General features: G+C 72.3%; 13 protein-coding genes and 1 pseudogene. 12 read left to right on the top strand and 2 right to left on the bottom strand.

From position 1 onward, the window contains the following. The first annotated feature begins 8 nt into the window (after positions 1 to 8). The 3 genes from O1G21_RS20580 to O1G21_RS20570 all read left to right on the top strand — a co-directional run bounded on the left by O1G21_RS20580 (position 9) and on the right by O1G21_RS20570 (position 2,477). Positions 9 to 302 (top strand): Dabb family protein, encoded by a 294-nt coding sequence (locus O1G21_RS20580; protein ID WP_270145907.1) that lies wholly within the window; start codon positions 9 to 11, stop codon positions 300 to 302. A 278-nt stretch (positions 303 to 580) separates the two neighbouring features. Then, a complete protein-coding gene (locus O1G21_RS20575) occupies positions 581 to 1,426 on the top strand; it encodes an RNA polymerase sigma factor SigF (RefSeq protein ID WP_270145905.1) in 846 nt (281 codons plus the stop codon). 145 nt (positions 1,427 to 1,571) lie between these two features. Continuing rightward, positions 1,572 to 2,477: an RNA polymerase sigma factor SigF gene (locus tag O1G21_RS20570; RefSeq protein ID WP_270145903.1), complete on the top strand. Its 906-nt coding sequence runs from the start codon at positions 1,572 to 1,574 to the stop codon at positions 2,475 to 2,477. 12 nt (positions 2,478 to 2,489) lie between these two features. Here O1G21_RS20570 and O1G21_RS20565 read toward each other — a convergent pair whose 3' ends face one another. Continuing rightward, positions 2,490 to 3,377 carry a tyrosine-protein phosphatase gene (locus O1G21_RS20565; protein ID WP_270145901.1) on the bottom strand — a complete coding sequence of 296 codons (888 nt, stop codon included), beginning with the start codon at positions 3,375 to 3,377 and terminating at the stop codon, positions 2,490 to 2,492. Between the two features lie 416 nt (positions 3,378 to 3,793). Here O1G21_RS20565 and O1G21_RS20560 point away from each other — a divergent pair, with 416 nt between their 5' ends. The 8 genes and pseudogenes from O1G21_RS20560 (at position 3,794) to O1G21_RS20525 (ending at position 14,052) form a co-directional block, all read left to right on the top strand. Further along, positions 3,794 to 6,142 carry a hypothetical protein gene (locus tag O1G21_RS20560; RefSeq protein WP_270145899.1) on the top strand — a complete coding sequence of 783 codons (2,349 nt, stop codon included), beginning with the start codon at positions 3,794 to 3,796 and terminating at the stop codon, positions 6,140 to 6,142. Positions 6,143 to 6,256: 114 nt separating this feature from the next. Beyond that, complete coding sequence (gene pelF, locus O1G21_RS20555) at positions 6,257 to 7,762, top strand: GT4 family glycosyltransferase PelF (protein ID WP_270145897.1); 1,506 nt, start codon at positions 6,257 to 6,259, stop codon at positions 7,760 to 7,762. A gap of 150 nt (positions 7,763 to 7,912) precedes the next feature. Beyond that, positions 7,913 to 9,466, top strand: coding sequence for a hypothetical protein (locus O1G21_RS20550; protein ID WP_270145895.1), 1,554 nt, complete (start codon positions 7,913 to 7,915; stop codon positions 9,464 to 9,466). A 101-nt stretch (positions 9,467 to 9,567) separates the two neighbouring features. Next, complete coding sequence (locus O1G21_RS20545) at positions 9,568 to 10,560, top strand: SDR family NAD(P)-dependent oxidoreductase (RefSeq protein ID WP_270145893.1); 993 nt, start codon at positions 9,568 to 9,570, stop codon at positions 10,558 to 10,560. A 73-nt stretch (positions 10,561 to 10,633) separates the two neighbouring features. Then, positions 10,634 to 11,335 (top strand): annotated as a pseudogene (locus tag O1G21_RS20540) (nucleotidyltransferase family protein); the annotation flags it as partial. 125 nt (positions 11,336 to 11,460) lie between these two features. Beyond that, positions 11,461 to 12,378, top strand: coding sequence for an NAD-dependent epimerase/dehydratase family protein (locus tag O1G21_RS20535; RefSeq protein ID WP_270145891.1), 918 nt, complete (start codon positions 11,461 to 11,463; stop codon positions 12,376 to 12,378). Continuing rightward, complete coding sequence (locus tag O1G21_RS20530; RefSeq protein WP_270145889.1) at positions 12,375 to 13,070, top strand: spherulation-specific family 4 protein; 696 nt, start codon at positions 12,375 to 12,377, stop codon at positions 13,068 to 13,070. The genes O1G21_RS20535 and O1G21_RS20530 overlap by 4 nt, the downstream gene beginning before the upstream one ends. Before the next feature lie 22 nt (positions 13,071 to 13,092). After that, the gene (locus O1G21_RS20525) at positions 13,093 to 14,052 is read left to right on the top strand and encodes an endo alpha-1,4 polygalactosaminidase (protein WP_270145887.1); all 960 of its coding nucleotides are present in this window, start codon (positions 13,093 to 13,095) and stop codon (positions 14,050 to 14,052) included. A gap of 54 nt (positions 14,053 to 14,106) precedes the next feature. On the opposite strand, the gene O1G21_RS20520 is transcribed toward O1G21_RS20525, so the two are convergent. Next, positions 14,107 to 14,310 carry a hypothetical protein gene (locus tag O1G21_RS20520; RefSeq protein ID WP_270145885.1) on the bottom strand — a complete coding sequence of 68 codons (204 nt, stop codon included), beginning with the start codon at positions 14,308 to 14,310 and terminating at the stop codon, positions 14,107 to 14,109. A 154-nt stretch (positions 14,311 to 14,464) separates the two neighbouring features. Between O1G21_RS20520 and O1G21_RS20515 the strand changes: the two genes are divergently transcribed. Then, the gene (locus tag O1G21_RS20515) at positions 14,465 to 15,418 is read left to right on the top strand and encodes an aldo/keto reductase (protein ID WP_270145884.1); all 954 of its coding nucleotides are present in this window, start codon (positions 14,465 to 14,467) and stop codon (positions 15,416 to 15,418) included. The last annotated feature ends 18 nt before the right edge of the window (positions 15,419 to 15,436 follow it).

The raw sequence follows: 15,436 nt of genomic DNA, 5'->3' as shown, positions 1-15,436 counted from the left end.
CGGCAATCGTGATCCGCCACCTGGTCCTGTTCAAGCTCAACGAGGGCGTCGCCAAGGACGACCAGCGCGTGCTCGCCGGCGTCAAGGCGTTCGCCGAGCTCGGCCCGCTGATCCCCGAGCTGCGCGAGTGGGAGTGCGGCTGGAACATCACCGAGCGGGACATCGCGTACGACTACGCGATCAACAGCCTGGTCGAGGACCGGGAGTCCCTCCAGTCGTACCTGACCCACCCCGCGCACCAGGCCGCCGCCGGCCAGTGGCGCGAGTTCGCGACCTGGGTGATCGCCGACCTCGAGGTCTGACCCGTCGCGCCCCCGCGGCCGTCCCCCGGACGGACCGCGCCCGCCCCGTCCGGCTCCCGGGCGGGGCGTCTTGGTCCGCCCGGGAACGACCCTTGCGGCGCCTCGCCGACGGGTGCCGCGAAGGCCCGGAGCCCCACCAACACACCTCCATCGGGTGCTTGCCCGACCTGCGCCCGCCTTGTGATGCTATGACCGGTTTTGACGGACATGGCGAGGTGCGAACCAGCCGCGACACCCGATCCGCAGGGCCCGCCGTTGTCGACTTTGGGAGGGGTGACGTGTCCGTGGACGAGGTGCTGGCTGCGATCATCAGCCCGGCCGGCGAGCTCCGCCCGGACCGGCTGCGCGGCCCCGGCGGCCGGCCCGCCGTGGACGTCCGGACGCTCACCCGGGTGCTGTTCGAGCGGCTCGCCGAGCTGCCCCCCGACGCCCCCGAGCGGGAGCGGGTCCGGGCCGCCCTGATCGAGGTGAACATCCCGCTGGTCCGCTACGCGGCCACCCGCTTCCGCAGCCGCAGCGAGCCGATGGAGGACGTCGTCCAGGTCGGCACCATCGGCCTGATCAACGCGATCGACCGCTTCGACCCGACCCGGGGCGTCCAGTTCCCCACCTACGCGCTGCCGACCATCCTGGGCGAGATCAAGCGCTACTTCCGGGACAACGTCCGCACCATGCACGTCCCGCGCCGGCTCCAGGAGCTGTGGGTCCAGGTCAGCGGCGCCATGGAGGAGCTGACGGTGCTGCACGGGCGGGCCCCCAAGGTGCCCGAGATCGCCGCCAGCCTGCGGATCCCCGAGGAGGACGTCCGGGCCTGCCTGGACGCCGGGCGGGCCTACAACGCGGCCTCCCTGGAGGCCGCCCAGGAGCACGAGGGCGGGCTCGCCCTGCTGGACCGGCTCGGCTACGAGGACGCCGCGCTGGCCGAGGTCGAGCACCGCGACATGGTCCGCCACCTGCTGGTCCAACTCCCCGAGCGGGAGCGGCGGATCGTGATGCTGCGGTTCTTCGCCAACCTCACCCAGTCGCAGATCAGCACCGAGCTGGGGATGTCCCAGATGCACGTCTCCCGGCTGCTCTCGCGGATCCTGACGAGGCTTCGGACCGGCAACTCCTGGGAAGAGTGAGATTGCAGCGCGTTACCCTGGCGTGACATCTCGCGACGTTCGGGTTTGCCGTCGGCCGCGTTCCGGTATGGAGGGGGTTGGGCCCCAGTCGGGAACCTCCGTGCGACGGCCCCCGTTCAACTGACAGTCACGAGGGGGTGGGCGCATGTCCGGAGAGCTGGGCACTGCGGAGATCCACGCTGGTCAGGCCAAGGGTACGGCGGTCGCCGAGGACCGGATCCCGCTCCAGCGGGTCGGATCGAGCGGCGCTCCCGGCCCCGGGACGCCCACCGAGGCACCGCCCGGCTCCGGGCTGGACACCCGGACGCTCTCCCGCTCGCTGTTCCTGCGGCTGGCCGCGCTGGAGCCCGGCAGTGCGGAGCACACCTACGTCCGCGACACCCTGATCGAGCTCAACCTGCCGCTGGTCCGGTACGCCTCCGCGCGCTTCCGCAGCCGCAACGAGCCGATGGAGGACATCGTCCAGGTCGGCACCATCGGCCTGATCAAGGCGATCGACCGGTTCGACCCGGAGCGCGGGGTGGAGTTCCCCACCTTCGCCATGCCGACCGTGGTCGGCGAGATCAAGCGCTTCTTCCGGGACACCAGCTGGTCGGTCCGGGTGCCGCGCCGGCTCCAGGAGCTGCGGCTGGCGCTCACCAAGGCCGGGGACGAACTGTCCCAGCGGCTGGACCGCTCCCCCACCGTCGCCGAGCTGGCCGCCTGCCTCGGGGTCAGCGAGGAGGACGTGGTCGAGGGCCTCGCGGTGGGCAACGCGTACACCGCCAGCTCGCTCGACTCCAGTCCCGGCGAGGAGGACAGCGAAGGGCCGCTGGCCGAGCGGCTCGGCTACGAGGACCTCGCGCTGGAGGGCGTGGAGTACCGGGAGTCGCTCAAGCCGCTGCTGGCCAAGCTGCCGCCGCGCGAGCGCCGGATCATCATGCTGCGGTTCTTCGGCAACCTGACCCAGTCGCAGATCGGCGAGGAGATCGGGATCTCCCAGATGCACGTCTCCCGGCTGCTCACCCGGACGCTGACCCAGCTCCGTGAGGGGCTGATCAGCGAGGGCTGACCGCCGCCGGGCTCAAACCGCCTCGCCGTCGAGGAGGTTGGCGCGCAGCCCGGCCAGCACGTCCTCGTCCAGCCCGAGCCCCTCCCGCCAGAACGCGTCGAAGCCGCTCCAGCCGGCCTCGACCTCCGCGAAGGCCGCGTCCAGGTAGCCGCGGTCGGCCCGGAAGACCGGCAGGAGGAGCTCGGGCTCGCGCATCAGGCCGCGGCTGCCGAAGTCGCCCAGCACCCGCTCGACCACCGGGGCGGAGCGCTCGTTGGTGAGCAGGTAGTCGGCCAGCACGGTCTCCCGGTCCACGCCCAGGGCGGTCAGCACCAGCGCCGCCGCCCAGCCGGTGCGGTCCTTGCCGGCCGAGCAGTGGAACAGCAGCGGCACGCCGTCCGGGTCGGCGAGCAGCCGCAGCAGGGCGGCGAAGCGCTCACGGGCCACCGGGTCGGTGACGAACCAGCGGTAGAGGCCGGTCATCATGGCGGCCGCCCGGCCGTCGCCGAGCAGGGTGCGCTGCTTGCGCGGGCTACGGTCGGCGAGGGCGCTGCGCAGCGTCAGGTGGATGTCGAAGTCCGTTGCCAGCAACGGGAGGTGGTGGGTGGCGACGCCGTCCGGCAGCCGGTCCGGACCGGCCTCGCGGATCTCGTCTGAGCTGCGCAGGTCGACCACCGCGCGCAGGCCGAGCGCGCCCAGCGGGTCGAGGTCCTCGGCGGTGACGTGGTTCAGGCCGTCACTGCGCAGGACCACGCCACCGCGCACCAACCGCCCTCCGGCGGTCCGGTAGCCGCCCAGATCCCGGGCGTTGACCGCGCCGCGCAGGCCGAGGCTGCGCCCGACCAGGACCACCCGGACCGGCTCCGGGAGCGCATTCCGTACGTCCGCGATTCGCTCGGACGCGATCTGACGATCGGCCACCCGCGAGCCTCCATTGCATATTCGGACTGTCACATGGCACAGCGGTGCCCGATATTGCATGAACCTGCCCATTGGAGCGGCAAGATGTGCAAGAGTGTCAGGCGCAACGACGACAGTGTAGGTGCCCCACCGGATGCGCGTGAGCCGCACAGTCGGTAACCAGCCGTAGCAGTCGGCTTCCGGTTTTTCATTTTCAATTCATTATTTGCGCGGGCGGTCCGGTTACCGTCACAATCAGCGCCTCCATGGCTTCGCCATGAACGTTGGTAACAGGTTTGCTGCACTCTCGCCCAATTGGTCCCTCGCACCGTCGACCCTCGACCAGGATGGGCGCCGGGCAGCCTGCTGCCCGCGAACAGCTACACGGGCAGGCGAGCGCCGAGGAGCGCGGGGCCTGTCCAAGGGGAGGATCAGACATGGGTCGAGCGACCCGAAGAGTCGCCGCTTGCGCAGCGGCAGTCCTGCTGGCCAGCGGCCTGCAGATCACCCTGGCCCACGGCGACACCACGCCGCCCAGGATCGACCTCACCATCCTGGTCATCGACGACGGGGGACCGTCCGTCGCGGCGATCACCGCCGAACTGAAGAGCCAGGGCACGCCGTACAAGGTCGTCACCCTCAATGACCCCAACCGCCCCGTCATCGACGCCGCTTTCCTGAGCGACACGGTGAACGGGCTTCCCCGGGGCAAGTACCAGGGCATCGTGCTGCCCAACGAAAACCCCTTCTCCAACGCCGCCGAGATGACGGCGATCGCCACGTACGAAGCCGCTTTCAACGTCCGGCAGATCGACGCGTACACCTGGGCCAGCCCGGCCGTGGGTCTGAACTACGCCGCGAATCCCGGATTCACCGGAACCCTCGACGGATTCCAGGCGGCCACCACGGCGGCCGGGACTTCCGGTCCGTTCGGGTACCTCAAGGGCAGCGTCCCGTTCGAGGACAACGACCCCAAGGTCCCCGAGAGCTACGGCTACCTGGCGACCCCGCTCGCCAACCTGCCGTCCGGCGCCTCCTTCGTCCCGCTGGTCGACGCCGCGATCCCCAACACGACCAGCCGCGGCTCGCTGGTCGGTGAGTACACCCACGACGGCCGCAAGGAACTGGTCGTCACCTTCGTCTACAACCAGTACCAGCAGCAGTACCGGCTGCTGGCCCGCGGCATGGTCGACTGGATCACCCAGGGCGTCCACCTCGGCTACGACCGGAACTACTTCGCCACCCACATCGACGACGTCTTCCTGGCCGACGACCGCTGGTCGACGACGCTCAAGTGCACCCCCGGCGACGTCACCTGCCCGCCCGGCACCCCGGACACCGGCACCCCGATCCGGATGACCCAGGCCGACGCGCAGTACGCCAAGCAGTGGGAGACCACCAACAACTTCACCCTCGACATGCTGTTCAACGGCAACGGCAGCGAGGACTGGAAGGCCGACCACCAGGCCACGGTGGACCCGACCGCCAGCCAGATGATCGCCGACCAGAGCAGCTACCGCTGGGTCAACCACACCTACAGCCACCCGTACCTGGGCTGCGTGCAGGACGTCAGCGTGGTGCCGTGGAAGTGCACCAAGGACGCCTCGGGCAACACCGTCTGGGTCGACCAGAACACCATCTCCACCCAGATCAAGCAGAACTTCGACTGGGCCGCCACCAACGGCCTCAAGGTCGACCCGCAGGTGCTCGTCACCGGCGAGCACTCCGGTCTGCTCACCGCCCCGCAGGAGACCAGCGACAACCCGAACCTGGCGCCGGCGCTGGCCGCCAACGGCATCAGGTTCACCGGCAGCGACGCCTCCCGCGAGCCCGCCCAGCGGGCCGTCGGCTCGTCCACGCTGACCGTGCCGCGGTACCCGATGAACGTCTTCTACAACGCCGGCACGGCGCAGGAGGAGGCCGACGAGTACAACTGGATCTACACCAGCAAGGCCAACGGCGGCAGCGGCGTCTGCGAGAACAACCCCAGTTCCACCTGCCTGCCCCAGCCGCTGGACACCACCACCGGCTACCAGTCGTACATCGTGCCGCTGGAGGCCCGGATCGACCTCGGCCACGTGCTGAACAACGACCCGCGGCCGCACTTCATCCACCAGTCGAACCTCTCCGAGGACCGGATCGCGTACCCGGTGCTGGAGAAGATCCTCGGCACCTACCGCTCGCTGCACGCCGACAACACCCCGATCGTGAACCTCGGCGAGCGTGAGATCGGCCAGGAGTTCCAGAAGCGCGCGGCGTGGAACAACGCCCTCGCCTCCGGACAGGTCACCGCGTACCGGATCGGCAACACCGTCACCGTCAGCGCGCCGGCCGGTGTTCAGATCCAGGCCACCATGCCGACCGGAACTGCTCAGAAGATGGCCATCGGTACGGCCGCCTTCGGTTCGGCCTACGCCGGTACGCTCTCGGGCTGGGTGTCCCCGGGCGCCCTGCAGAGCAGTGTCACCCTGCAGCTCCCGTCCAGCAGCGCGCCGGCCGCCCCGGCCGCCGTCGCGCCGAACGTCGCGGCCAAGTCCGTCCCGGCACCGGCGCCGACGGACAAGAAGGTCGTGCCGCAGGGCGTCGCCACCCCGGTCCCGGCCGGTCCGGGTGACACCACCCGCAAGCCCGCCGCCAAGTCCCTCGTGCCCGGCAGCGGAACCCCGGTGCCCGGCAAGGACGTCGCCCAGGGCAACGGTGCCCGGGCCCAGGGCACCCCGGCCGGCAAGGCCCCCGGGGGGACGGCCTCGCACGGCAGCACCACCGGGCGCTCCGGCAACCGGTAACCCGTAACACCCCTTGGCGGGGTCGGACCGGGCGACCGGTCCGACCCCGCCACGGCTCCCGCTCCGGCCACCCAGGCCGGACAGACGACGCAAGAACAGGAGGGGGGACAGGAGATGCGCGTCACCCTGCTCACCGAGGGGACGTACCCGCACCAGCACGGCGGTGTGAGCGTCTGGTGCGACCAGCTCGTCCAGGGCATGCCGGACGTCGACTTCGACATCATCGCCGTCACCGGAACCGGCCACGAACCACTGGCCTGGGAGCTGCCCGCCAACGTGCGGTCGGTCACCACCGCACCGCTGTGGGGCCCGGCCTCGGAGGGCCGGCCACCGCGCGGCAAGGAGATGCGGCGATTCCTCAACGCGTACGAGCGCTTCCTGCACTCCGTCCTCGACCCCGTCTACACCACCCACTTCGGCACCGAGCTGTACGGCTTCGCCGACCTCGCCCGGCGCGGGCTGCTCAGCCCGGCGCTGCGCAGCGAGCGCGCCCTGCGCACCCTCCAGCACGTGTGGACCCGCGACTACCTGCCCACCGCCGTCTCCCGGCCCACCCTGCACGACGCGCTGAACGCCACCGACCTGCTGGAACACGCGCTGCGGCCGCTCTCGGTCAACCCGCCCACCGACGGCGTCGCCCACGCGGCCAGCGGCGGCCTCGCCACCCTGCCCGGGCTGATCGCCGCCCAGCAGTACGGCGTACCGTTCCTGCTCACCGAGCACGGCATCTACCTGCGCGAGCGCTACCTCGGCTACCGCACCGGCCCGTACCGCTGGCCGGTCAAGGCGCTGCTGCTGGGCTTCTACCGGATGCTCGCCGAGGAGAGCTACCGGCAGGCCGCGCTGGTCACCCCCGGCAACCGGTACAACCGGCGCTGGGAGGAGCGCGGCGGCACCCCCTCCACCCACATCCGCACCGTCTACAACGGCGTGGACCCGGCCGCCTTCCCGCCCGCCGGACCGGAGCCCGGGACGCCGACCCTCAGCTGGGCCGGCCGGGTCGACCCGATCAAGGACCTGGAGACGCTGATCCGGGCCTTCGCCATCGTCCACCGCGAGATCCCCGAGGCGCGGCTGCGGCTCTTCGGGGGCACCCCCAAGGGCGGCGAGGCGTACCGGGACGGCTGCATAGCCCTGGCCGCCGAGCTCGGCGTGGCCGACTCGGTGGCCTTCGAGGGCCGCGTCGCCGACATCACCGACGCGTACGCGGCGGGCAACGTGGTGATGCTCTCCAGCATCAGCGAGGGCTTCCCGTTCACCCTGATCGAGGCCATGTCCTGCGGCCGCGCGACCGTCTCGACCGACGTCGGCGGGGTGCGCGAGGCGGTCGGCGACACCGGACTGGTCGTCCCGCCGCGCGAGCCCGAGCCGATGGCGGCCGCCGCGATCGAGCTGCTGCGCGACCCCGCCCGGCGCGCCCGGCTCGGCGAGGGGGCCCGGCTGCGGGTCATCGAGCAGTTCACGCTCCGCCAGAACATCGACGGCTTCCGGGGCATCTACACCGAGCTCCTGGGCACCTCCCGCTGGATGCCCGGCGGGATGGTCGCCGTCACCGACGCGGCACCCGACCCGGACTGGGAGCCCCGGCTGACCGTCGCGCGCAGCGAGGTGGGCGCGTGAACGAGCGAAGCGAGCGAACCATCAACGGGTGCGCGTCCCGCTCAGCGGCCGCCGAGCACAGCGAGGTGGGCGCGTGAACGAGCGAAGCGAGCGAACCATCAACAGGTGCGCGTCCCGCTCAGCGGCCGCCGAGCACAGCGAGGTGGGCGCATGAGTGGTCCGATCCGCCTCGTACCGGACGAGGGCGGCTCCGAGCGGACGATGCAGCTGCGCACCCTGCCGCTGAAGCGCCGCCGACCCGCCCCGCCCCCCGAACCCGACCCCGCCGAGCGGCTCGGCCTCTCCGAGGACCCGCTGGACGAGCTCGCCGAGCGCCTGCACGACATCTGCGCCGACGCCGTCCACCCGTACGAGATCGCGGCCTTCCTGGAGTCCGACGGCCTCTCCGACGAGCAGGCCGCCCTGCTGTACGGCCGCCCCGACGCGTTCACCGTCGCCGAGGAGCTGTTCGAGAAGGTCGAGCGCCGCTACCCCGGCCCGAGCTCCGAGTTCGCCAACCCCTGGCGGGCCGACCCCTGGCGCTGCGTGGTGCGCGGCCTGGTGTTCGCCCTGCCCGGGCTCGGCTACCTGCTCGGCGCCAACCTGTTCGCGACCACCCGGATGCGCTTCGGCCTGCCCTCGGGCATGCTCGCGCTGTCCGTCGCCACGCTGGTCAGCTGGGGCTTCAACCAGGCGCTGGCGCACCGCGCGTACCGCTGGCTGGGCCGGCTGCGCCGCCGGGAGGCGGCGGTCTGCCTGGCGGTCGGTGCGCCGATCGGCGCGCTGCTGGCGTCCGCCGCCGCGTACGTGATCGGCGGGCCGCTCGGCGCGCTGTGGTTCGCCGCGGGGCAGTCCTGCTACCTGGGCGCGGCCACCGCGCTGCTGGTGCTCGGGCGGGAGAGGTTCCTGCTGCTGGCGCTCGCCCCGGCCTCGGTCGGCGCGGGCGTGGTGCTGGCGGTCGACGTCCCGGAGCCGGTCCGTACGGTGGTGCTGCTCGCCTCGGTGGCACTGGCGGTCGGCCTGGCCGTGCGGGAGCTGCTGGTCGCGGCCCGCGGCGGCGAACGGGACGGCGTGGAGCTGAGGCTGCCGATCCGCCAGGAGGTCCCGCACCTGCTGTTCGGACTGGCCTGCGGCGCGCTCACGCTGATCGCCGGCCTCGGCGAGACCATCCACCAGGCCGTGCACGCCGCCTCCCACGTCGTGCACGCCCACCCCGGACCCGCCCGTCCGGCGGCCGAGGCGCGGGCCACCCCCACCGGCCCGGCCATGATCGCGCTGACGCTCAGTCTCGGCCTCGCCGAGTGGCTGCTGTTCCGCTACCGGGCGATGGCCGTGGCCGCGCTGCGCACCAGCCACACCAGCGGGCAGTTCACCCGCCGCACCGGCGGGATCCTGCTCGGCTGCCTGTTCATCTACCTCACCACCGTGGCCGCGCTGGACGCCGCCGCGACCGTGCTGTGGCCGGGCGCCCCGTCGCTCGGCGTGCCGCAGCTCGGCGCGATGCTGCTCCTGGGCGGCTCGCTCTGGCTGGCGCTGCTGCTGAACGCCTTCGGGTTCAGCTGGAGCACCGCCCTCATCTGTCTGGCCGCCGCGGTCGCCGAGAGCGTCGGGCTGCTGACCGGTGCGGACCCGATCGTCCTGCAGCTGATCGGCTGCGGGACGGCCGCACTCGTCCTCACCGCCACCGCCGGGCCCGCGCTCGGCCGCACCACCCAACACCGCTGACACCTCAGCACTGCTGAAGGTCCAGCCCCAACCGAGAACACCACCGGCCGGCCGGCACAGAGCGTCGTGCCGTCCCCGTAGATCGAGAAAGCGAATCCCGCATGAGCAGCGTCGCGGTTACCGGAGCCGAGGGCTTCATCGGCTCCCACCTCGTCGAGACCCTGGTCGCCGACGGGCACCACGTCCGCGCGATGGTCCAGTACAACTCGTTCTCCTCCTTCGGCTGGCTGGAGACCCTGTCCGAGGAGGTGCTGGACTCGGTCGAGATCGTCCTCGGCGACGTCCGGGACCCGGGCTCGGTCAACGGCCTGGTCAAGGGCACCGAGGCGGTGTACCACCTGGCCGCCCTGATCGCGATCCCGTACTCCTACCGCGCCCCCCACTCGTACGTGGACACCAACGTCACCGGCACCCTGAACGTGCTGGAGGCGGTGCGCCACCTGGAGATCCCGCGCCTGGTGCACACCTCCACCAGCGAGACCTACGGCACCGCACAGACCGTGCCGATCACCGAGGACCACCCGATCAACACCCAGTCCCCGTACGCCGCCTCCAAGGCGGGCGGGGACCGGCTGGCCGACAGCTACCACGCCAGCTTCGAGACCCCGGTCGTCACCCTGCGCCCGTTCAACACCTTCGGCCCGCGCCAGTCGATGCGCGCCGTCATCCCGACCGTGATCGCCCAGGTCGCGGCCGGCCAGACCGAGATCACCCTCGGCGACCTGCGCCCGACCCGCGACTTCATGTTCGTCAAGGACACCGCCAACGCCTTCCGCACGGTGGGCACCGCGCCCGCCGAGACGGTGGTCGGCCGGACCTTCAACGCCGGTACCGGCGGCGAGATCTCGGTCGGCGACCTGGTCACCCTGGTCGGCAAGCTGATGGGCGTCGACCTGGTGGTGAAGGAGGACGAGCAGCGCATCCGTCCGACCAACTCCGAGGTCATGCGGCTGGTCGCGGACGCCACCCGGCTGCGCCAGGCCACCGGCTGGGCCCCGCGGTTCACCCTGGAGCAGGGCCTGGAGCAGACCATCGAGTTCTTCCGCGACCCGGCCAACCTGGCGCGCTACAAGACCGACATCTACAACGTCTGACCGCCGCACCGACCATGCTCGTCCCGGTAACCAAGGTTCGTGGCCTGCACACCATTTCCGTGGGGGAAACACCATGCACGCAGTGATCCTGGCCGGCGGTAAGGGCGTCCGCCTCCGCCCGTACACCACCGCGCTTCCCAAGCCGCTCGTCCCGATCGGCGACCAGCACGCGATCCTGGAGATCGTGATGCGCCAGCTCGCCGCCGCGGGCTTCAAGACCGTCACCCTGGCCATCGGCCACCTCGGCCACATCATCCGCGCCTACGTCGGCAACGGCTCGCAGTGGGGACTGCGGGTCGGCTACGCCGTCGAGGACAGCCCGCTCGGCACCATGGGCCCGCTGCTCACCATGCAGGACCGCCTGCCGGAGCACTTCCTGGTGATGAACGGCGACATCCTCACCGACCTGGACTTCGCCGGTGTGCTCAAGCACCACGAGGCGTCCGGCGCCCCGCTGACCATCGCCACCTACGCCCGCCAGGTGAAGATCGACTTCGGGGTGCTGACCACCGAATCCGGCACCATCACCGGCTTCCAGGAGAAGCCCAGCATCGACTACCGGGTCTCGATGGGCGTGTACGGCGTCTCCCGCGCGGCGCTCGCCAAGTACACGCCGGGCCTGCCGCTGGGCTTCGACGAGCTGGTGCTCGACCTGCTGGCTGCCGACACCCCGCCGTCCTCGTACGACTTCGGCGGCTACTGGCTGGACATCGGCCGCCCGGACGACTACGACCGGGCGAACGCCGAGTTCTCCTCGATCCGCCCGGTCCTGATGCCCTTCGAGTCGACCGTCGCCGTTCCGGGCGTCGCGGAGCTGCCGGTCCCGGCCGCCCGCACCGCCCGGCAGGACGCGGCCGAGGAGCCCGCCGCCGCGGGTGCCGAGAGCGACGGACGGGCCGCGTGAGGATCCTGCTGCTCGGCGGCGACGGCTTCCTGGGCCGTCACGCCTCCGCCGTCCTGCGGTCACTGCCCGGGGCCACCGTGCTGACCGCGGGCCGGCGGCCCGCCCATGACCTCCGGCTGGACCTGGGCACCGCCCAGGCCGGCCCGCTCGGCGAGGAACTGGCCGCGCTGGCCCCCGACGTGGTGGTCAACTTCGCCGGCGCGGTGGCCGGCAGCGCGGTCAAGCTCGCCGAGGTGAACGCCCGCGGTCCGGCGGTGCTCTGCGAGGCGCTTTCCCTGGGCGCCCCGAAGGCCCGTCTGGTGCACATCGGTTCGGCCGGCGAGTACGGCGTCTGCGCGGAGGGCGAGTCGCTCACCGAGCAGGCCGACGCCCGCCCGGTCGGCGTGTACGGCGCGACCAAGCTGGCCGGCTCCCTCGCGGTGGCCGGTTCCGCGCTGGACGCGGTGGTGCTGCGGGTGTTCAACCCGGTCGGCCCGGGCGCCCCGGCGGGCTCGCTGCCCGGCCGGCTGGCGGCCGAGCTGCGCCGGGTGGCGCCCGAGGGCGCCGACGGCGTGGTCACGGTCGGGGACCTCTCCGCCTACCGGGACTTCGTGGACGCCCGGGACGTCGCCAGGGCGGTCGGTCTGGCCGTCGCCGCCGACGGTCCGCTCCCCCGGGTGCTCAACCTCGCCTCCGGGCGGGCCCGGCCGGTCCGGGCGATCGCCGACGGCCTGGTCGCAGCGTCCGGCTTCACCGGCCGGATCGACGAGAGCGGGGCGGGCTCCGAGCGCTCGGCCGGGGTCTCCTGGCAGCAGGCCGACGTGTCGGCCGCCGCCCGGGAGCTCGGCTGGCACCCGGAGACGGACCTCGCCGACACCCTGCGCGACCTGTGGCTCGACACCGCCGGGCCCGCCCCGGCCCCGGTGGTCGCATGACCGCCGGGACCACCCCCGACGGCCGCCTGCTGGTGCCGCTGTACGTCCACCCCGCGGTGGACCCGGCGGCCTGGCGGGCGGTCGCCGCCGCCGACCCCGCCCGGATCGCCGCCGTGGTGCTCAACCTCGCGGACGGTCCGGGCGAGGCGCCGGACCACGTCTTCGCCGAGGCCGCCGACGAACTCCGGGCGGCCGGCCTGCCGTTGGTCGGTTACGCCGACACCGACTACGGCCGCAGGCCGCACGCGGCCGTGGTCGCCGACATCCTGACGTACCGTCAGCGCCACGGCATCACCGGCGTGTACCTCGACCAGGTCGCCACCCACCCGGGCGCGCTGGCGCACTACCGGCGCCTCGCCACGGCCGCCCGGGCGGCCGGCTGCGGCACCGTGGTGTTCGGCCACGGCGAGCACCCGGACCCGGGGTACGCCGAGGTCGGCCTGGCCGACCTGCTGGTCACCTTCGAGGGCGACTGGGACGCGTACCGCGCCATGACGCTGCCGCTGTGGACCGGCCGCCACGCGGCCTCCCGCTTCTGCCACCTGGTCTATGACGTCCCGGCCGAGGCCGCCCGGGACGCCTCCGCACTGATCGCCGCCCGACGAGCCGGCGTCGGCTGTGCCGTACCGGGTGCCGGGGAGAACCCCTGGCGCACCCTGCCCCACGGCCTGACCGCCGCTGAACTGACCTGACCCGATCCGGAGTTGGACTACCGTGAACCGCCGCAACCGGCTGCTGCCGGCCGCCATCGCCTTCGCCACCGTCACCGCCCTGCTGGTCAGCTCGTGCAGCAGCTCCGGCTCGGAGGACGACCAGGACTCGGCCGACGGCACCCCGAGCAACTCACCCACGGCCACCGCGCCGAGCGCTCCCGGCACGCCCACCGCCCCCGGCACCACCTCGGCCCCGGGCACTCCGGGCGGCACCACCGCCCCCGGCACCCCGCCCGGTGCCACCACCCCGCCGCCGGCCGGCACCCGCTGGCAGCCCACCCCGGGCCTGGCCTGGCAGTGGCAGCTCGGCGGCACCGTCGACCAGTCGGTCGACGTGCCGGTCTACGACATCGACGGCTTCGAGAACGACGCCTCGGTGGTCGCCGCGCTGCACGCCAAGGGCCGCAAGGTGATCTGCTACATCAACGCCGGCTCCTGGGAGGACTTCCGCCCCGACTCCGCCGCCTTCGCCAAGGCCCTGCAGGGCTCGGACACCGGTTGGAAGGGCGAGAAGTGGTTCGACATCCGCAAGCTCGACCAGCTGGAGCCACTGATGGCGACCCGCTTCGACATGTGCAAGAACAAGGGCTTCGACGCCATCGAACCGGACACCATCGAGGCCTACAACCAGAACAGCGGCTTCCCGCTGACCCCCGACGACCAGCTCGCGTACAACCGCATGCTGGCGAAGCTCGCCCACGACCGCGGCCTGGCCATCGGCCTGAAGAACGACCTGGACCAGATCCCCGCGCTGCTGCCGGACTTCGACTTCGCGGTCAACGAGGAGTGCTCGCAGTTCGACGAGTGCGACCGGGTCTCGCCCTTCATCAAGGCGGGCAAGCCGGTCTTCCACGTCGAGTACAAGCTCGACACGGACCAGTTCTGCGCCAAGACCAAGGCGCTGGGCTTCAGTTCGATGCAGAAGAAGCTCGACCTCAACGCCTGGCGCAAGCCCTGCTGAGGACGGCCTCTTCCGTCGCGCGGGTGACCCGGGCCGGGGTCACCCGCGCGAGGGTCACTTGACCGCCAGCCAGACGACGGCACCCAGGACGACCAGGGCGACGACGGCGACCAGCGCGATCACGCCGGTGCGGCTGCCGCTCTTGCCGCTGCTGCCGTAGGTGGAGACGGAACCCGGTGCCTGACGCGCCGGGCTCTCGTCGACGAACGCCCGGAACATCTGGGTGCTACCGGCGGGGTCGTAGTCGTTGTCAGCCATGGCACGGACTCTAACGAATCCGCCCACCTCAGGCACACCCCGGACCCCTCCTCCGGCCGACGGACCACCCGGGCGTGCGACGGCGGTACGACGGGATCGTGAAATCAGCGTGATCGACGGAATGCGCTGTCGCACAAGCGGGTTGACTGCGGCCATGACCGGAAACCACAGCCGGGTCCCCCTCGGCACCTCCGACCTGTCCGTACACCCGCTCTCCCTCGGCGGCAACGTCTTCGGCTGGACGGCCGACGAACAGCAGTCCTTCGCCGTGCTGGACGCCTACGCGGCCGCCGGCGGCAACTTCGTCGACACCGCCGACGTCTACTCCGCCTGGGCGCCCGGCAACACCGGCGGCGAGTCCGAGACGGTCATCGGCGACTGGCTGCGCAGCCGGGGCAACCGGGACGAGATCGTGATCGCCACCAAGGTCGGCATGCACCCCGACGCGGGCGGCCTGGGCGCCGCCAACATCAAGGCCGCCGCCGAGGCCTCGCTGCGCCGCCTGGGCGTGGACCACATCGACCTGTACTACACCCACCGGGACGACGACACCCCGGTCGAGGAGTTCGTGACGGCGCTGGACGAGCTGGTCCGCGCGGGCAAGGTCCGGGCGGTCGCCGCCTCCAACATCTCCGCCGAGCGGCTCGCCGAGGCGCTGGCCTTCGCCGAGCGCGAGGGCCTGGCCAAGTACGTCGCCGTCCAGCCGCACTACAACCTGGTGTCCCGCTCGACCTTCGAGGGCCCGCTGGCCGGGGTGGTCGCCGAGCACGGCCTCGCCACCGTGCCGTACTACGCGCTCGCCTCCGGCTTCCTGACCGGCAAGTACCGCCCGGGCGGTGCCGGCGTCGACAGCGCCCGCGCCGAGGGCGCCGCCCGCTACCTGGCCGATCCGCGTGGCCCCAAGGTCCTGGAGGCGCTGGACGCGGTCGCCGCCGAGCACGGTGTCGAGCCCGCCAGCGTCGCCCTGGCCTGGCTCGCCGCCCGCCCGACGGTCGCCGCCCCGATCGCCAGCGCCCGCACCGTCGACCAGCTGCCCCCGCTGCTGGTCGGCGCCACCCTGGAGCTCACCCCGGCGCAGACCGCGCTGCTGGACGAGGCCTCCGCCTGAGCACCCGACCGGCCCCCG

It is taken from the genome of Kitasatospora cathayae (assembly GCF_027627435.1).
GTDB classification, from domain to species: domain Bacteria; phylum Actinomycetota; class Actinomycetes; order Streptomycetales; family Streptomycetaceae; genus Kitasatospora; species Kitasatospora cathayae.
This window is presented reverse-complemented; position numbering and strand designations above follow the sequence as displayed.